Raw genomic sequence first — 20,901 nt, forward strand, 5'->3', positions numbered from 1 at the left:
ATCGCCGGGGTGCCGCTGTTAGCGACGGCCCTTGACGATCTTCTCCTGGCCGACCTCGTCGGCCGAGATCGCCTGGTGCTCTTCGCGCCCGACCGAGGCGAGGGGCTTGCCCTCACCGGTCTGGAACTCGAGCTTGAAGCCGTCGACGGCACGGGACAGCTCGGCGACGACGTCGTCCGAGAGCACGTTGGTGTCGCGCAGCGTGGAGAGGACCTGCGTGTTGCGGCCCAGGTAGTCGAGCAGCTCGCGCTCGAAGCGCAGCACGTCGGGGACGGGCACCTCGTCGAGCTTGCCGTTCGTGCCGGCCCAGATCGAGACGACCTGCTCCTCCACGGGGTACGGCGAGTACTGCGGCTGCTTGAGCAGCTCGGTCAGGCGTGCGCCGCGGGCGAGCTGACGACGGGACGCCGCGTCGAGGTCGGACGCGAACATCGCGAAGGCCTCGAGCGAGCGGTACTGGGCGAGCTCGAGCTTGAGCGTTCCCGAAACCTTCTTGATCGACTTGACCTGAGCGTCACCGCCGACTCGCGAGACCGAGATGCCCACGTCGACCGCGGGACGCTGGTTCGCGTTGAAGAGGTCGGACTGCAGGAAGATCTGGCCGTCGGTGATCGAGATCACGTTGGTCGGGATGTACGCCGAGACGTCGTTCGCCTTGGTCTCGATGATCGGGAGGCCCGTCATCGATCCGGCGCCGAGCTCGTCGGACAGCTTCGCGCAGCGCTCCAGCAGACGGGAGTGCAGGTAGAAGACGTCACCCGGGTACGCCTCGCGCCCCGGCGGGCGGCGCAGGAGGAGCGACACGGCGCGGTACGCCTCGGCCTGCTTCGACAGGTCGTCGAAGATGATCAGGACGTGCTTGCCGCCGTACATCCAGTGCTGGCCGATGGCCGAGCCGGTGTAGGGGGCGAGGTACTTGAAGCCGGCGGGGTCGGAGGCCGGGGACGCGACGATCGTCGTGTACTCCATGGCTCCGGCGTCCTCGAGCGCGCCCTTCACCGAGGCGATGGTCGAGCCCTTCTGGCCGATGGCGACGTAGATGCAGCGCACCTGCTTGTTGGTGTCGCCCGACTCCCAGTTGGCCTTCTGGTTGATGATCGTGTCGATCGCGATGGCCGTCTTGCCGGTCTGGCGGTCGCCGATGATCAGCTGACGCTGACCGCGGCCGACGGGGATCATCGCGTCGATGGCCTTGATGCCGGTCTGCAGCGGCTCGTGGACCGACTTGCGCGACATGACGCCGGGAGCCTGGAGCTCGAGAGCGCGGCGGCCCTCGGAGGCGATCTCGCCGAGTCCGTCGATCGGGTTGCCGAGCGGGTCGACCACGCGGCCGAGGTAGCCGTCGCCGACGGGGACGGAGAGGACCTCGCCGGTGCGGGTGACCTCCATGCCCTCCTCGATGCCGGAGAACTCGCCGAGGACGACGACGCCGATCTCGTTCTCGTCGAGGTTCTGGGCGAGGCCCAGGACGCCGTTCGAGAAGCGGATGAGCTCGTTGGCCATGACGCCGGGGAGTCCCTCGACGTGGGCGATGCCGTCGGCGGCGTCGATGACGTAGCCGACCTCGGTCGTGGAGGCCTTGCCCGGCTCGTACGACGAGACGAAGTCCTTCAGCGCGTCGCGGATCTCATCCGGGCTGATGGTGATATCTGCCATGGGAATTCCTATTCGTTGGGTCCGTGCGAGCCGAAGAGGTCGTCGGGGCCTGACCTGGATGGTGCGGGGAGCGGGAGTGGCGCGAGCCGCCCCCTGAGGATACGTGCGCCCGTCAGGACGCGAGCTGGAGCTTCAGGTCGGAGAGCCGTGCGGACACGGTCCCGTCGATGACCTCGTCGCCGACCTGCAGCCGCATCCCGCCCAGGAGGGAGGGGTCGACGAGCATGTTGACGGAGACCGGACGGTCGTACTGCCGCGAGAGGGCGGTCCGCAGCCGGTCGAGCTGGTGCGGAGCGAGCGGCGAGGCGACCGAGACCGTGGCGATGGTGAAGCCGCCCTGGTCGGCGACCACGCCGGCGGCGAAGCGGACGAGCTCCGGCACGCGGCGACCGCGCGGGTGCGCGATCAGCTGCCGGAGGATCGCCAGCGTCTCGGCCGACGCCTTGCCCTCGAGGAGCCGCTGGATGAGCGACACCTTCGAGTCGGCGGCGGCGAGCTTGCTGCCGAGTGCCAGCTCGAGTCCGGCGTCGGACGAGACGACCGCGCCGAACATCTGCAGCTCGCGCTCGATCGAGACGCCCTCGGGTGCGGAGGAGGCGATCGCACGGACCCCCACCTCCTCGATCCCGGCGACTAGGTCGCTCGGGCTCGACCAGCGGTGTCCGGCGATGACGGTGAGCAGGCGCTTGGCAGCGACGTCGAAGGGGGCGAACACGCGGGCCACGAGGGCACGCTTGCTCGCCGCCTCGACGCTCGGGTCCGAGAGGGCCGAGCGAAGCTGCGCCTGCGAGTCGATGACCCGGGCCGCTTCGAAGAGCTGCTGAGCCGCCTCGAGCGACACGTGGCCGTGGAAGGCGGAGAGCTCCGCCTTCGCGGAGGCCAGAGCCTGTCGTGACGCGCTCCCCATCAGCTGTTCGCCTTCTCCGAGGCCTCGAGGTCGGCGAGGAAGCGGTCCACGATGGCGGACGCCTTCGCGTCGTCGTTGAGGCTCTCGCCGATCACGCCGGAGGCGAGATCGATGGCGAGCGTTCCGACTTCGGAGCGCAGGGCGACGACGGCGGACTGGCGGTCCGCCTCGATCTGGGCGTGCGCGTTGTGCAGGATGCGCTCGGCCTCGGCCTGAGCCTGCTCCTTCTTCGCCGCCACGATCGCGTTGCCGTCGGCGTTGGCCTTCTCGCGGATGACTCCTGCCTCGGCACGCGCTTCCGCGAGCTGAGCGGTGTACTTCTCGAGAGCGGCTTCCGCCTGGCGCTGAGCCTCGTCGGCCTTGGCGATGTTCCCCTCGATGGCGGCGGACCGCGCGTCGAGCATCTTCTGGATGCGCGGCAGAACCAGCTTCCAGAAGAAGAACAGGAGGATGAGGAAGATCACCCCCGACCAGAAGAAGTCGTAGAACTCCGGGATCAGAATGACCGCGGGGACGTCACCTTCTTCCGCAGCGATGTTCACAGCGGTGCTGAACACGACTACGCCGCGAAGATGAAGTAGGTGGCGAGGCCGATGAGGGCGAGCACCTCGGTGAACGCGATGCCGAGGAACATCGTGGTCTGGAGGCGGCCGGCCATCTCGGGCTGGCGCGCCATGGCCTCGACGGTCTTGCCCGCGACGATGCCGACACCGATGCCGGGGCCGATCGCTGCGAGGCCGTAACCGACCGTCGCGATGTTGCCGGTGAGTTCGGCGAGAACGGTGACTGAGTCCACGAGTGGGTCCTTTCAGTGGGGTGATCGTGTGAACGGGTGGGAGCCCGTGAGTTGTGGTGTCAGTGCTCCTCGGCGACGGCCAACTGGATGTAGACCGCTGCGAGGAGAGTGAAGATGTACGCCTGGAGGACGGCGACGAGCAGCTCGAAGAGCGTGAAAGCGCCTCCGAAGGCGAAGGTCACGACACCGAAGAGCTTGAAGCCCGGGTCGACCTGCGAGCTGAAGAGGAAGAACTGCGTGGCCGAGAAGCACAGCACCAGCAGGAGGTGTCCGACGATCATGTTCATCACGAGTCGGAGGGCGAGCGAGAGCGGACGGATGATGAACGTCTGCAGGAGCTCGATCGGCGTGAGGATGAAGTAGATCAGGAACGGCGCTCCGGGCGGGAACAGGGCGTTCTTGAAGAAGCCCATCCCGCGGTCCTTGATGCCGGCGTAGATGAACGTGACGTAGGCCACGAGACCGAGGAAGAGCGGCATCCCGACGACCGACGTTCCCGCGATGTTGAGGAACGGCACGATTCCCGTGAGGTTCATCGCGATGATCGCGAAGAAGATCGTCACGAGGATCGGGAGGAAGCGACGGGCGTCCTTCTCACCGAGGATGTCCTTGGCGATCGTGACGCGCACGAAGTCGAAGGCCATCTCGACGACGCTCTGGAAGCGTCCCGGCACGATGCGCATCTTGCGCGTCCCGAGCCAGAAGAACAGCATCAGCGCGATGACCGCGATGAAGCGGACCAGCATGACGCGGTTGATCTCGAAAGGGGTTCCCTCGAAGAGGAAACCGGGCGGGAAGAACTCCGAGATCGACGGGGTGTGGAAGTCACTCTCACCGGTCGAGGCAGAGACCAACAGGGTCACAGCGTTAGCAAACAGCGCTAGCTCCTGGAATTCGGGGCGTGGCACGCGGCAGCCGGATGATCTTCATCATTCGGACACAACGCTCTCGCGACGACGAAAGGTGGGGGTCTTTCCGCTCGGACGGCGTTCGTACTCGACGACCGACATCAACGATGAGACGACCTGAGGACGGGCACACGTTCGCCTGCGGATTCGTTCCTACTGTAGCAACAGAACGGCCTGAGAGCCGAATCGTGTCGCTCTCAGAAAGCGCACGGGTGGCGCTCACCTGGCGATGTCGCTCACGTTCGGCATCCGCGAGCGCGACACCACGAGGACGTCGATCGCGAGCGAGCCGAGCACTGCGACGATGATCGTCACGAACATGGCCGTGCTGTTCAGCCACGGCTGGTCGCGGAGGACCAGTGCGGCGATGACGAACAGCACGAACTTCGCCAACCACATGCCGAGCACGACGGCGAAGAAGCCGCCGATGTCGAGCCGGTTGGCGACCAGGATGCTGACTGCCGTGAGCGCGACCATCACTCCGCCGATGACCGCTCCGACGAGCGCGCCGATCGCGCCCTCTCCCCCGGCGACGAGGGCGCCGATGATCGCACCGACGACGGCGAGAGCGGCGATGAACGCGCCGCCGAGCACGAGGGTGCGGCGCAGGATCGGCACCGAGGCGGGCTGGGGGCGGGTGGTGGCCGGGATGTCTCCGGTCATGATGCTTCCTTCCGCGCCGTCGAGGGCGCTGCGGTGTCCCGGCCGAGCGGCAGGCCGACCGGAGGGTCGACCGGGTCCGCTGCGGACGCGCGGTCGAGGGGATCGAGGACGGGCGACGCCTCCGCCGACTGGGCGGCGGCTTCGAGCCGCTTGCGCCGGCTCAGCGGAGCGAGGGTGACGACGGTGCAGGCGACGAGGCCGACGCCGAGGAACGCCAGCGGGATCCAGATCACGTCGACGACGAAGATCAGGAGGCAGCCGAAGGCGATGACGGCGGTCCAGGAGTAGAAGATGAGGACCGCGTGCAGGTGCGAGTGGCCCATGTCGAGGAGCCGGTGGTGCAGGTGCTTCCGGTCGGCGCTGAAGGGCGACTTGCCGGCGCGGAGCCTGCGGAACACGGCGAGGCCGAAGTCCATCAGCGGCACGATCAGGATCGCGAACGGCAGGATGATCGGGATGAACGCCGGGAGCAACTCCTTGGCCTTCAGCTGCGCCGGGTCGATCTGACCGGTGACCGCGACCGCCGCCGTGGCCATGAGCATGCCGACGAGCAGCGCTCCCCCGTCGCCCATGAACATGCGCGCGGGGCGCCAGTTGATCGGCAGGAAGCCGGCGCACGCGCCGACCAGCACCACCGCGATGAGCGACGCGAGGTTGAAGTAGTCCGTCGGCGAGGTGCGCTGGACCAGGAGGTAGCTGTAGAGGAAGAAGACGCCGTTCGCGATCAGGGCGACTCCGGCCACGAGTCCGTCGAGCCCGTCGATGAAGTTGAGGGCGTTGGTGACGAGGACGATCGCCAGCACGGTGATGATCAGCGACATCCAGGGCGAGCCGACCGTGAGGCCGCCGATCGGCAGCGAGACGATCTGCACGCCCTTCCAGGCGATCAGCCCGGCCGCGATCAGCTGCCCGGCGAGCTTCGTCGTCCAGTCGAGGTCCCAGATGTCGTCCGCCACGCCGATCAGCACGATGAGGAGGCTGGCCCCGAGGATCGCGAGGATCGGCTCGGGATTCGCGAAGACGAGACGGAAGTACGGCACCTGCGAGGCGATGCCGAACGAGACGACCATCCCGAGGAACATCGCGATTCCGCCGAGGCGCGGCGTGGGCCGCGTGTGGACGTCGCGAACCCTGATCTTCGGGTAGAGCTTGAACCTGAGCGCGAGCTTCCAGATGATGAACGAGAGCGCGAAGGTCACGCCCGCGCACGCGAGCGAGACCAGGACGAAGGCGATCACGGGCTACTCACCCGGGGCGGAGTCGGGGCGCGCGGTGCCGCTCGCCGCCGGCTCGTCCTGCAGGCGCGCGCCCGAGGCCCAGTCGGGCCGGGCGGAGGGAGCGGGCTGCTCGACCTCGGGCTCCATCGGCAGCGAGGCGTCGAACGACTCCCCCGTGGGCTCCGCCTCGGCGACCACCGGAGCGGGGGTGACCTGCGCCGACTCGTCGGGCAGCAGGTCCCCGACGACGTCGCGGATGCTCTGCGCCGAGACGACGCCCTGGCGCAGGATGCGCAGCGTCCCGCCCTCGAAGCTCAGAGCGGTGGCGTCGATGATCGTCGACGACTCGCTGGCTCCGGCCGGGCGCTCGGTGTAGCCGGTGCCCGCGGCACCCGCGTCGAGGTAGACGTCGACCGCGTCGCCCAGCTGCTCGAAGGCCTCCTGCGCGGTGGTGGCGGAGGGACGGCCCGTCTTGTTCGCTGAGGAGACGGCGAGCGGACCGGTCTCGGCGAGCAGCTCGAGCGTGACGGGGTTGTTCGGCATCCGCAGCGCGACGGTGCCCTTGGTCTCCCCCAGGTCCCAGACGAGCGACGGCTGAGCGTGGAGGACGATCGTGAGCCCGCCGGGCCAGAAGGCCTTCGCGAGCTCGCGCACCGGCTCCGGCACGTTCTCGGCGAGAGCGTCGAGCGCGGCGACATCGCCGATCAGGACGGGCGGAGGCGACTGCCTCGTCCGCCCCTTCGCGTCGAGCAGGCGCTGCACGGCCGCGGCGTCGAAGGCGTTGGCCGCGACTCCGTAGACCGTGTCGGTCGGCAGCACGACGAGCTCACCGCGTCCGATCGCCGTTCGCGCGAGCCGGGTGCCGGTGAGGAGGTCCGTGTCGACGGAGCAGTCGTAGATGCGTGCCATAACGCGGCAATGATACTCGGCAGCCCCCGTCCCGCCGCCCCGTCCTCGGCCGAGTCGGCGCTCGTCACGCTCTCCTCGTGGCGACGGCGAGGTCATCGAGGCGCGATCCAGGAGGTGCTCGAGCCGTGCCGACCGCGGGGGGAGGCAGTGCCGACCCGCTCCGGCAGCCGTCGAGCCGCCGACTCGCGCCGACGTCGCACCACGATCGGTGCCGGGCTCCTGAGCTGCTGGACAGCAGACGTCCGCTGCGGGAGCGCTGCTACCAGGAAGAACAGGACGCCGGGGAACGGCGCGAGAAGGAGGTCGAACGAGAACGTCAGCACCAGGAAGAGGATGAGGAGCGATCGCCGCGTCGAATCCCCCGTCGCGAGCAGCACCGCGCACAGTGCCGCGAAGAAGCCGAGCCCGACGACCCCCTGAGTGGCGAGCAGGTAGACGATCCAGTTGTCGACGACCTGGAAGTTGTAGGGCGAGTACAGGATCCCGGATGTGTAGAGACTGATCTCCGATCCGACGCCGGAGCCGAACAGCACTTCGACGTCGGAGCGCCCGAGGACCGTCGGCAGTGATCCCCAGGACGAGGCGCGCTGCTCGTACGAACCGGAGTCGATCGTCGCTGCGACGATCGACCCGAGATAGGAGGAGAATGTGAGGGCGGCTCCGACTGCCGTGAGGAGTACGGCGGCGTTCCTGACCAGACCGCTGCGCTTCGACTCGGCGATCAGCCAGAACCCGCACGAGATCAGGACGGCCGCGATCACACTCCGCGTTCCGGACATCGCCAGCCCCGTCACGAGAACGACTCCTGACGCGATCCGCGCCGCGGGTCCGAGCCGCACGGCATCGGTCACCACGACGAGCAGCCCGACCGCGCAGGCGACCGCGAAGAAGATGGGGTGGCCGAGAGTGCCCTGCCCGCGCGGGAAGGCCCCGTCGAAGAGGGGGTTCGGTCGCGGATCGTCGTTGCGGTACCCCCACACCGGCTCGATCGAGTTCACCGCCCAGTAGGAGCCCAGCGCTACTTCGACGAGGACGAGCACGAGGACGATCCGGAGCAGCAGAGCGACCTCGTCGGACGAGAACGAACCGACGACGACAGCCACGAGAACGCAGGCGAGGCCGTAGCTCGCGATCCTCACCAGCGGATAGGTCTCGGCGATGAGCACCGAGCCGACGAGCACCACCGACCACCACGACGCCGCCAGGAGGTAGGCGCGTGATCGCCTGCCCGGCAGGGCGGGGACCCGGACGAGGGAGATCATCGAGGACGCGCTGAGGAAGGCGAGAGCGTAGGACAGCATCGCGCCGGACTGGTTGTCGTTCGAGAACACGAAGAAGACGGCGAGCGCCGCACCCAGGACGATCGGTCGGGCGACGGCGCGCGGGATCAGGAGCGCGAGGATCAGCCAGACGACGGCCGCGACCAGGACAGCGAGGAGGGTGTCGGCGCTCATCGTCGGGCTCGTCGCTCGAGTTCACCGAGGAAGCACTCGAACTCGCTCGTCACGTACTGCTCGAGCGACGCGCTCGCACCCGTGTAGTCCGACGGCTCCTCCGCGAGCAGTCGGCGGAGCTGGGAGGCGAGGCGGAGCGGATCCTCGGGCGGCACGGTCCTCAGTTGATCCCCGACGAGGTCGCGGATCTCATCGAGAGCCGGACTCTCCCGAGTCACCACGACGCGCCCGGCGGCGAGGCCCTGCCAGACCTTGTTCGCGATCACGGAACCGGCCTTCTCCGATCCCCCGAAGACGCCGAGCACCACGTCGTGCTCGGCGAGCAGCCGGTCGAGCTCCATCACAGGGACGGCGTCGAGGAAACGGCACAGGTGCGCCGCTCCGCCCTCGTCCGCGAGCCGCCGCATGTCCTGGACGCCCCCGTCGTGCTGGGCCGTCCCGACGAAGGTGAACCGCACGTCCTCGTCTCGAAGCTCGATCAGAGCTCGGACGATCGTGGGGACCCCGTGGAGGGGCAGGTACGAGCCGTAGAAGAGCACTCGGAGCGGTGACCCCTCGGAGTGAGGGCTCGCGGAGACCCAACCGGGAGCTCCGACGGGCAGCGACAGCGCCACCTGCCGACGTCGGCCACCGCTCCGGATCCTGGCTGCACGGACCCGCGTGTCGACCAGGACGACGTCCGCCAGGGCGACCGACCACCAGTCGATGAGCCGGTAGATCCACGCGCGCAGGGACCTCGGCGAGCGCGCACCCCAGTCCAGCACCGTCGTCTCGTATCTGAAGACGAAGCAGTCGACGACCAGGACCGCGCGACGCGCCTTCGCGACCGCCCAGGCGAACGGGACGAAGGGCAGGGAGAACTCGGAAACGACGATGACGTCGGCGCCCCTCGAATCGATGATCAGCGATCGCAGGTCGACGAGTGCTCGGCGGACGAGCGAGGTCGCCCGCGAGCGATCGTGCACTGCGACGCGGTGGCCCGCGGAGCGCAGGGAGGACCTGATCCGCGAGTTGCGCGGGTAGGAACGGTCGTCGACGCGGTACTGCAGTATCGAGAGCGGCTTCACTGTTTCTCCTCAGGGGTCGGGTGTTCGTCTCCGGGGACACGGCTCTGCTCCGCGCGCATCCGCACGAGTCGCCGTCGCAGGACGACCACCTGTACGAGGAGGACGGCGGCTTCGGCCGACGCCTCCCCGAGGACAGCGCCGAGAGCCCCGTGCGAGGCCGCGAGGAGCGGCACGAGAGGTAGTCCGAGCGCGGCGCCCGCCAGCGCGCTCCAGGTGATCCCCGAGACCCGCCGCACCGCGACGAGTGCGAGGCCCCCGGTTGCTCGCGACACGCTGACGAGGAGGATCAGCGCTCCGCCGACGGTCGTCTCGCGGTGGGTCAACTCGACGACCCCGGAGAACAGCATCTCGGCGAGAGCCGGGCCCGCGAGCGCGAAGAGCAGACCCGCGACCGCACCGATGCCGGCATTGATCGCGATCGCCCGAAGAGACCGCGACACCCGGATGTCGCGGGTGGCACCACCGCCGACCCAGCCCTGCATCGCGTTGGGGAAGGCCTGCAGACCGGTCAGGAGCATGCGCTGCGACCTTTCCAGCGCTCCGAAGACCGCGACGGTGCCGGCGGGTGCGACGGCGCTGACGAGGGCGACCGGCAAGGCGATGTAGACCGCGCTCAGCGCTCGCGCGCTGAGCGCGCTGAACTGAGCTCGTGTCGCGCGGAGCACGTGCCTCCAGCCGAAGGAGCGCAGGTCCCTCCACCGTGTGCCGACGACCCTCATGCCGAGCAGTGGGCAGCAGACGGCGGGAAGCACGGAGGCGGCGACGTACAGCCAGAACGGCCCGCCGAGCGCCATGCCGACCGCCGAAGCGAGCAGGAGCGAGAGGCGTGGGAGGGACTCCACGAGGAGGACCAGCGACGGACGGCCCATCCCGATGAAGACCCAGACGGTGTTGAGGCTCCCGAACGCACCGGAGACCGCGATCAGGGCGGCTTCGACCCTGTGCCCCGGCTCGACCAGCGCGACGGCCGCGACGACGAGGAGGAGGGATGTCGGCAGGAGGACGAGCGCTTTGGTCAGCGTCGAGAGCGCGACCGTGCGGGCCCGGTTCCGCGGCTTCTGCCGGGAGACGCGCTGGGCTCCGTTGACGCCCCAGCCGAGCTCGACCAGCACCGCCCCGGCCGAGCCCAGCGATTGAGCAACCACGAGCGCCGCGAACGTCTCCTGTCCGAAGCGGCCCGTCACGATCGGCAGCACGAGGAGCGGGGCGACAGCGTTGAGCAGCGGCAGCAGGACGAAGCCCAGCACCCGACGCGCTGTCGCACGGCCGACCGGCCGACGGCGACGGGCCGACGCGGTGCTCACGTCCTGTCGCCCGGGGAGGAGGGACTGCGGTGGTGCCGACGGACGATCCGGAAGCGCGCCAGAGCGATCAGGCTCGGAGCGATGAGGATCGCGTCCGTCGCATAGCGCCGGCCGAGCCGCCGAGGCTCGGATACCAGCCGGTGCAGCCATTCCAGACCGAGCTTCTGCAGGATCATCGGCGCACGGACCGCCGTGCCCGCGAGGAAATCGACAGCGGCTCCGACCCCGAGGGAGACGGCCCCGCTCCCGCCTGCGCGCAGAAGTGCCGCCTGGACCTCCTCCTGCTTCGGTGAGCCGAGGCAGAGTGCGAGGATCTGGACGCCCTCTGCGCGGAGGCGGGCTGCGAGGGCTGCCAGATAGGCCGGATCGTCGAGGTCGCTGCTGCTCGGGCCCTCCGCCAACCTGATGACGATCCCGGGGAACCGCTGACGCAGAGCATCCGCGGCTCGCGCCGCTACTCCCTCCCTCCCGCCGATGATCGCGAGGGCCAGGCCCTCGACGGCAGCTCGTCGGCAGACCTCCGTGAACAGGTCGATACCGGTGACGCGGGTGGCATCGGAGTGGCCGTAGCCTCGCGCGAGCCACACGAGAGGAGCGCCGTCGAGGACCACCAGCGCCGCGCGTCCGTAGTGCCGCCGGAACGCCTCCGAGTGCTTCCACCGCACGAAGTGATCGGTGTTGGGCGTGACGACGAGCTCGTCCCGGCCGCCCCTCGCCAGCTCGAGGACGGCGTCGGCGGCCTGATCGAGTGACGTGATGCTGGCGGGCATCCACTCGAGACGGCCGGTGATGTAGGAGGTCATCGGTGCGTTCCTCTGCGATCGCGAGTACTCACGGGAGCGGCGGGCGCGACGGCCGGGCGGATCATCCGTCACCGCCGCTCCGGCTCGCCACGCGGCGAGCGGTGTCGTGGATGCGGAAGAGCGCTCGACTGAGCGCGGCGAAGAGCACGGGTGCGTGCTTGAGCACGAGCGCGAGGAGCAGGAGTCTGGGCCGACGGGCGGAGCGGAGGAGATGGACGTCCTGCAACGCCGCTGAGCCGAGGGCGACGCCACGGCGGACGAGCTCCGCATCGGAGTTCTGGCGGATGGGAGTCAGCGCGACGGGGATCGCGTAGAACCAGGTCGTGAACCAGTCGCTCAGCCGAGTCGGCACCTCGTCGAAGACCCTCTCGAGCGCGGCATCCATCTCGTGAGCGCACGTGAGCAGATTCCCGAGGTCCGGGTTCCGGCGGCGGGTGATGGACGAGGCGGTGTAGAGGTAGGAGTAGAGGACCTCGGGGATGAAGAGGACCCGCTGCGCCTCCTGCACGGCCCGCAGGACACCCACGAAGTCGGACTGCGACGACAGCAGCGGGAACTGCTGCTCGTGGAGGATGCTCCGGCGGAACAGCTTGTTCCAGAGGAAGCCGTGCATCCTCCCGAGCGCCATCCGCTCGAGTGCGGTCTCGGACGAGACGAGCTCTCGGCGCGCGAGACCGTCGATCACCCGTCCCGACCGGTCCGCTCCGATCCTGTAGAGCGCACGGCAGACGACGATGTCCGCCGACGCCCGCAAGGCCTCCTCGCGCAGGGTCCGCAGGATGCGCGGTTCCCACTCGTCGTCGACGTCGACGAACCAGACGAAATCGGTCGTGCTCTCGAGGAGAGCCCGGTTCCGAGCAGCCGCGACGCCTCCGTTGGACTCGAGGCGGATGAGCGTCGCTCCGCTCCGACCGTCGACCCACTCCCCCAGCAGACGGTGGGTGCCGTCCGTCGATCCGTCGTCCACGAGCACGACCCGGTCGCCGATCCCGAGCGTCTCGCCGAGTCGGACGAGGAAGGAGGGCAGGCTCTGCTGGGCGTTGTGGCACGGAGCGATGACGGTGACGCCTCCGAGCGCTGTCATCGTCGCCGTCCGATCAGCCGGTACGCGGTGAGGATCGGAGCGAAGACGACGTCCTGGGATGCACTGTCCTCGACCCAGCGCTCGGCTCGGGCGGCGGAATCCAGGAGGGCTTCCGGATCGGCGAGGACCTCGTCGAGCAGATCGCCGATCTCGGAACCCGATGCGTCCGGCGAGAACGTCACTCCACGCCCGTCCCCGAGGAGGGCGGGCACTCCGCCGACCGCTGTCGCGACGACCGGACGTCCACGAGCCATGGCCTCGAGGAGCACGAGTGGGGTCCCCTCCCACTTCGACGTCGACAGGAGGAGGTGCGCGCGGTCGAGCTCGCCGACGATGTCCGCGCTCGCTCCCGCGAGTTCGACGATGCCGGCCGCCCGCACGCGTTCCCTGAGGCGCTCCTCGAGCGGACCGTCGCCCACCCACCGCCCGACGACGCGTCGACGGGCGGCCAGGTGCTCGACAGCACTGATGAACCGTTCGGGGTCCTTCTGCTCCGTCAGCCGCCCGATCCCGAGGATGCGCAGCGGCTCGGCAGCGAAGTCGGCAGCCGCCGAGCTCTCGGTCGACAGGTGGGCAGGAGCATTCCCCGTGGCGACGACTCGTGATGCCGGACGGTGGAAGTCGGTCACCACCATGGTGCGGATCGAATCGGAGACAGCGAAGACGCGGCGGGAGCGATACGAGAGGAATCGGTGGTCCCGCGTCGGAAGGTCGGTGTGCGCGTGCTCGACGACCGGAACGCGCCTGACCGTGCCGACGAGGTGGGCGAGGAGCGCCTGCCGCCGCTGGTGCGCGTGCAGAAGATCCGGCGAGAAGGCTCGGACTGCTGCATCGAGGGAGAGGAGTTCCCTGACGAACGAGGAGCGGTGCTGCGGCACGACGAAGGTCGGGGCTGTCAGACCGGCGGCGAGCGGGCCGTCCGCTCCCCAGAATCCGGGTCGGCAGTCGTGCTTGCTGCTCCACAGTCCCAGAGAGAGCGCGACGCGCTGCGCTCCGCCGTTCTCGAACGTGTCGAGGACGTGGAGGATGCGCAACGGTCGGCCGCCGCGGGGCGTCACCGTCCTCCTCCTGTCGACCGAGGCGCGGCCGTCGGGAAGTACCGGGCCAGATCGGCCACGAAGTTCTCGACGTCCTCCTCGATGAGGTGCGGGTCGATTCCGAAGACGCCCGAGAGGTCGCGGACGATGGCAGCGCTCGACTCCCCGTGCACGAGGGCTCGGCGCCAGATCTCGTAGCCGCTGCTGGAGAGGACGACCGGAGCCTCGTCGGGACGGCCGAGATCGAGCACGTAGACGTCGTCACCATCGGATTCCACGACGAAACCCGCCGACGGCGCCTGACCGTCGTTCGACCGAGGCGACCGCGGGTCGTCGACGGCTGCCGCCGGGGCTGCGACGGCTGTCTCGCCGAGGTGCTCCGCGGGCGGGATCACGGTTCGGTCTCCGCTCCGCTCGTCGGCCCGTCCGAGCCGGGCGACCTCGCGCAGATCGGCGACCGCGGAGGGCAGGCGCCGGAGGCCTCGGAGGGAGCGCTCGGCTCTGATGCGCAGACGGACGATCGATCGGGGGCGCTCGACGAGGGCAGGGTGGCTGGCTTCCAGGTCAGCGCGAGTAGGGAAGACCGCGCGTGCGATCAGCAGGCCCTTCAACCGCCACGGAGCGATCGCGATCGCATGCAGCCAGTTGAAGGTGTGGCGGTCCGACCGACGGCGCACCTCCCAGAGGGACTGACCTGTCCGATGCGCGGGGTCGGCGTCCGCCGGCACTCCCCATTCCTCGAGCAGCACCGCCAGGGGGCCCTGGGCGCCGAGCTCGACGGAGGCGTCCCGCACCGCCTCTCGATCCGCCGCGGACCAGCCGCCCACGAGGACCGCGAGCCGCTCGACGGCGGCGCGCGAGTCCGCCGAGCGGCCGCTGCGCAGGTGGTGGAGCGCATGGACGACGACGTGATGGGCCCGGTCGGGAACCGGAACCGCCGACTCCTCGTACGGCATGAGGACTCGGGACGCCCAGATGGACTCGAAGACGGTGCTCTCCGCGGACAGCGCACCGGGGAAGGATCGGTGCACGTCGATGTCGCAGGGCCACCAGGGGTGAACGAGAGTCACCGAGTGGTCGATGAAGAGCGTCCAGCTCAGAGCTTCGGGACGACGAGCCCACCCTGCTGCGCGGAGAGCGGCGAGCGCGGCCTCGAATCGCCTCGGGTCGACCCAGAGATCGACGTCGGCCGAGCTGCGCGGCGCGCGGATGCCCTGCCACGCGAGCGCCTCGCCTTTCACGATGAGCCCCCTGACTCCGGCCGATGCCGTCAGATGCAGTGCGAGGACTGCGGCGAGCCGGAGCGCTACGCGCTGCGGCAGAACATGGTTGCCGGGTCGGTCGTCACGCATGGACGATCTCCAGGGCTGCGGTGAGGACCTCGTCGGCGTGGTCAGCCCACGTGCGCTCCGCGGCGATCTCCTGCGCACGCCGGGACAGCAGACTCCACTCGGCCGCCACCCTCGCGAGCGCGGCCGAGTAGTCGTCCGCTGTCGCGTCCGCCTCCACGACGACACCGGCGCCGTCTTCGCAGAAGGCCCCCAGTCCGGTCTCGCGCGTCACGATGATCGGCAGGCCGGCGGCCATCGCCTCCATCCCGGCGCGCTGCTGCCCCTCCTCCCTGCTGAGGAGGACCATCGCGTGCGAGCGGCGGAAGATGTCGGCCACGCCGCTGGGACTCTGCCGTCCCACCGACCGCAGCTTCGCGTCGAGGGAGTCGAGCGATCGTCTCCTCTCCGCGACGAGAGTGATGTAGTCGACGTCCTCCAGCCTCGCCAGACGGTCGACCCGATCGATCCCCGTCCGCCACTCCGGCTCGCCCAGCGTCACGAGCCGGAGGGGTCCGTCCGGACGTTCGGGGAGGTCGACGGACACAGGAGGGAACCCGTAGCCGCTCACGACGACCGGGACCGAGCCCCAGGCGGGGTCGGCCGCGATCGCCCGGGTCGGAACCGTCACCGGGAAACGGGCGTACTCCTGCTGCCCCCGCCGGACGGCGGACGCAGAGGGGCGCCAGGAGCCGGGAGGCGAGTCGACCAGCAGCCGGGCCTGCGTGCGCACATGGGGGCCGCTCCTGACGAGGACGGTCGCTCTCGGGAGCCGGGTGCGTGGTCCGAGCTCGTGAGCCGCTCCGGCCCAGACGACGAGGACGTCGGCGTCCGCACCGGCGACGACGCGGGCCGCGAGGCGACTGAAGAGAGCGAGCCGCGCCGTCTGGAAGGCACCGTGGGACGACGTTCGCCCTGCGATCCCGACGTGGACCGGCCGGACGTCCGCTCCCGGGAAGGCCTCCGGCTCCGACGTCACGACGACCACCCGGTGGCCCTGCTCGCTCCACGCACGCTCGAGTTCCGGCGCGTGCCACGAGCCGGGCACGACCAGGAGGATCGTCAGGGCCGGCCTCGCCGTCGTCGCGGTCACGCCGCGACCGCCGAGCGGATCCGGGCGAGCCTGGAGCCGAGGTACCGCCGCTCGAGCGGCCGCAGGACGCGGACGGAGGCCTCGACAGCGTCGAGCTGCTCGGTGACGTGCTCGGGGGCCCCTCCCCTCGGAAAGCCGGCGCGACGCCAGGCGAACCAGGACGGGACGAACCTGAGCGTCTGCGCGCCGAGCCGGCCGAACGCCTCCTCGACGAGCGAAGTGTCGCTCTTCGAGCGGTTCCAGGTCGGGTCGACCGTGATCTGCCCCGAATGGCGGAGGTAGAGCACTGTGGGGACCGCGTCGCGGATCAGACGGTGCCCGGCGGTGCACGCCCGGAGGTAGAGGTCGAAGTCCTCCGCCGCGACCGCCCGGTACCCTCCGAGGCCCCTGACCACGTCCGTCCGCGCGGTCATCGTCGGATGCATGAAGGGGTTCTCGAGGAGAAGAGCGAGGGGCACCGCGGCCGTCGAGAGCGCGGGGAAGAGCTGCGGCCGCAGGATCGGGAGGGGCGGCTTGCGCACCACGACAGGAGAGAAGACCGCATCCACGCCGGTCGCGAGGAGGCCCAGCTGACGTCGGAACCTCCAGGGGAACGCGCGATCGTCCGCATCGAGAACGGCGAGGACCGGGGTCCGCACCTCGTCGAGCAGGGCGTTGCGGGAGCCCGGGATGCCCAGCGGGGAGCTGTCGTCGAGGAGCCGCACGCGAGGATCGCCCGCTCGTCGGACGATGTCACCCGTCCGGTCCGAGCTCCCGTCGTCGCGGACGAGGATCCTCCCGCTCGATCCGAGCGCACGGAGCAGGCTCCGGATCGATCCCCCGATGGTCGCTTCCGCGTTCCGGGCGGTCATGCAGACGGTCACAGCATCCACGCGGCCAACGCCTCCTCCTGACTGCGCTCAGGCGGAGAGCGCAGACGAGGGGACGCTAGGGCCGAGCGTCCCGCAGTCGAATTCCTGGCGTGAATCGCGACGCGGAAAGAAGCAGCAGGAGCTGCCGACGGAACGACCGGGCGCGGAGGTCCGTCCCGCCCCGCGACGCCGAGGACGACAAAAGGTGCCGAATCGGCTCACGAGCATCGGGAAACGCGTCGTGCGTGCGATTCTTCGCGACGGACAGGGTGCAGATCCCCTCGGAAGGCGTGGCATGCGAATCCTCCACCTCAACGACACGCTGACGAACTCGGCGAACGGCATCAACAACGTCGTCGTCGATCTCGCGATCCGACAGGCGCAGCAGGGGCACACGGTCCACATCGCCTCTGCGGGCGGTGACTTCACCCCGCTCGTCGAGGCGTACGGGGTGGAGACCTCCGTACTGGACTTCCGGCGCCGGTCTCCTCGTGCCCTCCCCCTCCTGATGCTGCGGTTGCGCACGCTCCTGCGGGCGTTCCGAGCGGACGTCGTCCACTCGCACACCCTCACTCCCGCCCTCCTCGCTGCGCTCGCAGCCCCGCTGACGCCCCGCGTCGCCACCGTGCACAACGAGTTCCAGCGCGGGGTGGGCGTGATGGGGCTCTCCCACGTCGTCGTATGCGTGAGCCGAGCGAACGAGCGGGACTTCGGACGTCGGCTGCTCTGCTGGGGTCGCACCACGACCATTCAGAACGCGCCGCTCGGATCCCCCCGCCGGGAGGGAGCGGTCGCCCCTGCACCGCTCGAGGGGACCGCCGTCATCGCGGTCGGATCGATCACACGCCGCAAGGGATCGGATCTCGTGGTCGAGGCGTTCGGGCGAGTGGCCTGCACCCGACCAGACGCGCACCTCTACTTCGTCGGCAACCTCGACGAACCCGACGTACTCGCTCCTGCGCGCGGCCAGGAGTGGGAAGACCGCATCCACCTGGCGGGCTCGGTTCCCGATCCTCGCGCCTACATGCTCGGCGCATCGATCGCCGTCGCCGCCTCTCGGCGCGAGCCGTTCGGGCTCGTCGTCATCGAGGAGCGCGAAGCGGGACTCGCCTGCGTCGTGAGCTCCGCCGACGGCCTGCCCGAGGTCGCAGGCTTCGGCGCCGCCGCTCGGATCTTCCCCTCGGGCGACGTCGACCGGTTGGCCGCCGAGCTCGCGCTGCTCCTCGACGACGAGGAGGTCCGAGAGGAGTACGCCGCTCGCGCAGTTCTCGACCTCGATCATTTCGACGTCTCACGGATGACCCGCGAGTACCTCGATGTCTACGGTGCGCTCCTCGAGCGCCGCTTCCCGCGGCGGCGTCCGTTCGAGAACAAATCGAGACGCACCTAAAGAAAAGCACTGTCAGCGCGCTCAACCTGCCGGTTTCTCGCTGGAGGCCACGCCCAGCCGAAGTCGAGCCCGACGCACCTTTTCGGCACCTGCTCGGATGGTTCCGGTCGAGTGCTGCAGCTGCCTTGCTGCAACCCGGCGCGCTCCTCCGGACGCCGCCCAGGCGGCCTCGATCCCCCCGGTCGTCGCCCCGCCGCTCCGCCGATGACTCGCTTGTGAGCGGATCCTGCTCGTCACGACCGGCTGCAGGACCCCTCTGAAACGGCTTCCTGAACGCGAGTCGGCGCCCTTCGGGGAGTGACACCTCGCTGCGGGCCGTACCTGCGCTAGCGTCGATCCCGAGCGAATCCGCCTCCCCCTCCCCCTCCTTTCTTTCTCCACAACGTGCAGGAGTACTCGTGCGAATCCTCGTCACCGGCGGCGCCGGCTTCATCGGCAGCAACTTCGTCCACCTCACCCTGAGTGAGCGTCCGGACGTCCAGATCACGGTGCTCGACAAGCTCACCTACGCGGGCAACCGCGACTCCCTCGCTCCGGTCGCCGACCGCATCACCCTCGTCGAGGGCGACATCATCGACGCGGAGCTCGTCGACCGGCTCGTCGCCGACTCGGACCTGGTCGTGCACTTCGCCGCCGAGTCGCACAACGACAACTCGCTGAACGACCCGAGCCCGTTCCTCGAGACGAACATCATCGGCACGTACACGCTGCTGCAGGCAGTGCGGAAGCACGACATCCGCTACCACCACATCTCGACCGACGAGGTCTACGGCGACCTGGAGCTCGACGACCCGGCGAAGTTCACCGAGCAGACGCCCTACAACCCCTCGAGCCCCTACTCCTCGACCAAGGCCGGCAGCGACCTGCTCGTGCGCGCGTGGGTCCGCTCCTTCGGCGTCAAGGCGACGATCTCGAACTGCTCCAACAACTACGGGCCGTACCAGCACGTCGAGAAGTTCATCCCCCGCCAGATCACCAACGTGATCGACGGCATCCGCCCGAAGCTCTACGGCGCCGGCGAGAACGTGCGCGATTGGATCCACGTCGACGACCACAACAGCGGCGTCTGGGCGATCATCGAGCGCGGCGAGATCGGCGAGACCTATCTCATCGGCGCCGACGGCGAGAAGAACAATCTCGAGGTGGTCAAGCTGATCCTCGACGAGTTCGGCCTCGCCGAGAACGCTTTCGACCACGTTACCGACCGCCCCGGCCACGACCTGCGCTACGCGATCGACTCGACGCGCCTGCGCACCGAGCTCGGCTGGCAGCCGCGGTACACCGACTTCGAGTCGGGGCTCGCGGCGACCGTGAAGTGGTATCGGGAGAACGAAGCGTGGTGGCGTCCGCAGAAGGCGGCGACCGAGGCGAAGTACGCGGCCGGGTGACCGAGCGCGCGGAAGATCGCGAGGCAGCGATTCATCGGACGCGTCTTCTGATCATCTGCGGCGCATCAGTGGCCACACTCCTCCTCATCTTCGTCCTGTTCGACCCTCTCGGCTCGAGCTCGGCGCTGCAGTTCCTCCGCATAGTCGAGGCACATGATCCGAGTGGAATAGCGAAGGCGGTAGGCGGAGCCACGATCGCCGCGCTGACGCTCGCCTCCTCGTCTGCAGCAGCGACAGGGACACTCTGCGCCGCGGGTGCCCGACCGATGCGTACTGCCCCCTTGCTCGTCTTCTTCCTGCTGAGCGCCGGAGCAGCCGAGGCAGTAACTGCTCGATCATCTCCTGGCGGGGTTCTCCTGGGGATGTCGTCCCTCCTCGCCGGTTCGGTCCTCGGTGGTCTGATCGGTGCATCCACGGGAGCGTGGTTGCGCAGACGTCCTACTTTCGGCTTGTTCCGCACGCTGTGGCGAGGCTGGCTCGTCTCGACCATCAGCACCACCGCGGGGCTCGCACTGATTGCTGCGACTGCCGTGCCGCTCTTCGTGCATCCGGCGCTCGACGATGTCGGCGATGTGAACGCCATCGTCGTCCTCGGGCCGGTGACGGACCGCCGGATGGACGGTGCGCTCGCGCTGCTGTCAGAGCATCCGGGTGCGGTGCTCGTCCTCTCGACGACACGAGATGGAGACGGCTCCTTCGCGCGCCCCGAATGCGCGGCGCGGAACGGTAAGCGCGTCCTGTGCTTCACGCCGTCCCCCTTCACTACGCGCGGCGAGATCGCGGAGGTCAAGGAGCTGACCCGGGAGTACCGCTGGAGCTCGATCGCGCTCCTGACGTCGACGCCACACGTGGCTCGCGTGAGGGTGATCGCCTCGATGTGCCTTCCCGCGCCGGCGAGTGTCGCATCGGTCGAGGGTCCTCGCACGACGAGCGCGTGGACGCTCGCGGTCGCTTATCAGACGATCGCCTTCGTCAAGCTGCTCCTCGTGCGTTCCTGCTGAACACAACAGGTCCTCGGCCTGCAGCCGCGAAAGAGGAACCCGCAG

19 protein-coding genes and 1 pseudogene are annotated in these 20,901 nt (G+C 69.3%); 3 read left to right on the top strand and 17 right to left on the bottom strand.

What is annotated here, in order from left to right; translation table 11 throughout:
• Nucleotides 1–18: 18 nt before the first annotated feature.
• The 17 genes and pseudogenes from atpA to IOC53_RS03330 all read right to left on the bottom strand — a co-directional run bounded on the left by atpA (nt 19) and on the right by IOC53_RS03330 (nt 17,098).
• On the bottom strand, nt 19–1,656 hold the full coding sequence (gene atpA, locus IOC53_RS03250) for a F0F1 ATP synthase subunit alpha (RefSeq protein ID WP_207402957.1): 1,638 nt from the start codon (nt 1,654–1,656) through the stop codon (nt 19–21).
• Between the two features lie 112 nt (nt 1,657–1,768).
• Nucleotides 1,769–2,563, bottom strand: a complete 795-nt coding sequence (locus tag IOC53_RS03255) for a F0F1 ATP synthase subunit delta (RefSeq protein ID WP_207402958.1) — start codon at nt 2,561–2,563, stop codon at nt 1,769–1,771.
• Nucleotides 2,563–3,120, bottom strand: a complete 558-nt coding sequence (locus IOC53_RS03260; protein ID WP_307786053.1) for a F0F1 ATP synthase subunit B — start codon at nt 3,118–3,120, stop codon at nt 2,563–2,565. Before IOC53_RS03260 ends, IOC53_RS03255 begins: the two co-directional genes overlap by 1 nt.
• 2 nt (nt 3,121–3,122) lie before the next feature.
• Nucleotides 3,123–3,359, bottom strand: a complete 237-nt coding sequence (locus tag IOC53_RS03265; protein WP_055794702.1) for an ATP synthase F0 subunit C — start codon at nt 3,357–3,359, stop codon at nt 3,123–3,125.
• Nucleotides 3,360–3,418: 59 nt separating this feature from the next.
• Complete coding sequence (gene atpB / locus IOC53_RS03270) at nt 3,419–4,222, bottom strand: F0F1 ATP synthase subunit A (protein WP_207402959.1); 804 nt, start codon at nt 4,220–4,222, stop codon at nt 3,419–3,421.
• A gap of 264 nt (nt 4,223–4,486) precedes the next feature.
• The gene (locus tag IOC53_RS03275; protein ID WP_207402960.1) at nt 4,487–4,930 is read right to left on the bottom strand and encodes a hypothetical protein; all 444 of its coding nucleotides are present in this window, start codon (nt 4,928–4,930) and stop codon (nt 4,487–4,489) included.
• On the bottom strand, nt 4,927–6,168 hold the full coding sequence (locus tag IOC53_RS03280; RefSeq protein ID WP_207402961.1) for an MraY family glycosyltransferase: 1,242 nt from the start codon (nt 6,166–6,168) through the stop codon (nt 4,927–4,929). Before IOC53_RS03280 ends, IOC53_RS03275 begins: the two co-directional genes overlap by 4 nt.
• Nucleotides 6,169–6,369: 201 nt before the next feature.
• A pseudogene (locus tag IOC53_RS03285) lies at nt 6,370–7,056 on the bottom strand (L-threonylcarbamoyladenylate synthase); the annotation flags it as partial.
• A 92-nt stretch (nt 7,057–7,148) separates the two neighbouring features.
• Nucleotides 7,149–8,510 (bottom strand): hypothetical protein, encoded by a 1,362-nt coding sequence (locus tag IOC53_RS03290; protein WP_207402963.1) that lies wholly within the window; start codon nt 8,508–8,510, stop codon nt 7,149–7,151.
• Nucleotides 8,507–9,577: a glycosyltransferase gene (locus tag IOC53_RS19390; protein ID WP_207402964.1), complete on the bottom strand. Its 1,071-nt coding sequence runs from the start codon at nt 9,575–9,577 to the stop codon at nt 8,507–8,509. Before IOC53_RS19390 ends, IOC53_RS03290 begins: the two co-directional genes overlap by 4 nt.
• Nucleotides 9,574–10,824: an oligosaccharide flippase family protein gene (locus IOC53_RS03300; RefSeq protein ID WP_207402965.1), complete on the bottom strand. Its 1,251-nt coding sequence runs from the start codon at nt 10,822–10,824 to the stop codon at nt 9,574–9,576. The genes IOC53_RS19390 and IOC53_RS03300 overlap by 4 nt, the downstream gene beginning before the upstream one ends.
• Before the next feature lie 53 nt (nt 10,825–10,877).
• Nucleotides 10,878–11,684, bottom strand: coding sequence for a WecB/TagA/CpsF family glycosyltransferase (locus IOC53_RS03305; protein ID WP_207402966.1), 807 nt, complete (start codon nt 11,682–11,684; stop codon nt 10,878–10,880).
• A 61-nt stretch (nt 11,685–11,745) separates the two neighbouring features.
• Nucleotides 11,746–12,768, bottom strand: a complete 1,023-nt coding sequence (locus IOC53_RS03310) for a glycosyltransferase family 2 protein (protein WP_207402967.1) — start codon at nt 12,766–12,768, stop codon at nt 11,746–11,748.
• Nucleotides 12,765–13,826 carry a glycosyltransferase gene (locus tag IOC53_RS03315; RefSeq protein ID WP_207402968.1) on the bottom strand — a complete coding sequence of 354 codons (1,062 nt, stop codon included), beginning with the start codon at nt 13,824–13,826 and terminating at the stop codon, nt 12,765–12,767. The genes IOC53_RS03310 and IOC53_RS03315 overlap by 4 nt, the downstream gene beginning before the upstream one ends.
• A complete protein-coding gene (locus tag IOC53_RS03320) occupies nt 13,823–15,157 on the bottom strand; it encodes a PqqD family protein (RefSeq protein ID WP_207402969.1) in 1,335 nt (444 codons plus the stop codon). The genes IOC53_RS03315 and IOC53_RS03320 overlap by 4 nt, the downstream gene beginning before the upstream one ends.
• Nucleotides 15,150–16,226: a glycosyltransferase family 4 protein gene (locus IOC53_RS19395; RefSeq protein ID WP_207402970.1), complete on the bottom strand. Its 1,077-nt coding sequence runs from the start codon at nt 16,224–16,226 to the stop codon at nt 15,150–15,152. The genes IOC53_RS03320 and IOC53_RS19395 overlap by 8 nt, the downstream gene beginning before the upstream one ends.
• Nucleotides 16,223–17,098, bottom strand: coding sequence for a glycosyltransferase (locus IOC53_RS03330; protein ID WP_207402971.1), 876 nt, complete (start codon nt 17,096–17,098; stop codon nt 16,223–16,225). Before IOC53_RS03330 ends, IOC53_RS19395 begins: the two co-directional genes overlap by 4 nt.
• A 274-nt stretch (nt 17,099–17,372) precedes the next feature.
• On the opposite strand from IOC53_RS03330, the gene IOC53_RS03335 reads away from it, so the two are divergent.
• The 3 genes from IOC53_RS03335 to IOC53_RS19400 all read left to right on the top strand — a co-directional run bounded on the left by IOC53_RS03335 (nt 17,373) and on the right by IOC53_RS19400 (nt 20,856).
• Nucleotides 17,373–18,467 (top strand): glycosyltransferase family 4 protein, encoded by a 1,095-nt coding sequence (locus tag IOC53_RS03335; protein WP_207402972.1) that lies wholly within the window; start codon nt 17,373–17,375, stop codon nt 18,465–18,467.
• Nucleotides 18,468–18,865: 398 nt separating this feature from the next.
• Complete coding sequence (rfbB, locus tag IOC53_RS03340) at nt 18,866–19,855, top strand: dTDP-glucose 4,6-dehydratase (protein ID WP_207402973.1); 990 nt, start codon at nt 18,866–18,868, stop codon at nt 19,853–19,855.
• On the top strand, nt 19,852–20,856 hold the full coding sequence (locus IOC53_RS19400) for a YdcF family protein (protein ID WP_207402974.1): 1,005 nt from the start codon (nt 19,852–19,854) through the stop codon (nt 20,854–20,856). Before rfbB ends, IOC53_RS19400 begins: the two co-directional genes overlap by 4 nt.
• Nucleotides 20,857–20,901: the final 45 nt, after the last annotated feature.

The sequence above is a fragment of the Rathayibacter sp. SD072 genome (assembly GCF_017355185.1).
Taxonomy (GTDB): Bacteria; Actinomycetota; Actinomycetes; order Actinomycetales; family Microbacteriaceae; genus Rathayibacter.

Bases quoted from the DNA above. Each gene is read 5' to 3' on its own strand.
- atpA (WP_207402957.1), bottom strand. From the start codon at position 1,656: ATGGCAGATATCACCATCAGCCCGGATGAGATCCGCGACGCGCTGAAG.
- IOC53_RS03255 (WP_207402958.1), bottom strand. From the start codon at position 2,563: ATGGGGAGCGCGTCACGACAGGCTCTGGCCTCCGCGAAGGCGGAGCTC.
- IOC53_RS03275 (WP_207402960.1), bottom strand. From the start codon at position 4,930: ATGACCGGAGACATCCCGGCCACCACCCGCCCCCAGCCCGCCTCGGTG.
- IOC53_RS03290 (WP_207402963.1), bottom strand. From the start codon at position 8,510: ATGAGCGCCGACACCCTCCTCGCTGTCCTGGTCGCGGCCGTCGTCTGG.
- IOC53_RS03305 (WP_207402966.1), bottom strand. From the start codon at position 11,684: ATGACCTCCTACATCACCGGCCGTCTCGAGTGGATGCCCGCCAGCATC.
- IOC53_RS03310 (WP_207402967.1), bottom strand. From the start codon at position 12,768: ATGACAGCGCTCGGAGGCGTCACCGTCATCGCTCCGTGCCACAACGCC.
- IOC53_RS03320 (WP_207402969.1), bottom strand. From the start codon at position 15,157: ATGCGTGACGACCGACCCGGCAACCATGTTCTGCCGCAGCGCGTAGCG.
- IOC53_RS03335 (WP_207402972.1), top strand. From the start codon at position 17,373: ATGCGAATCCTCCACCTCAACGACACGCTGACGAACTCGGCGAACGGC.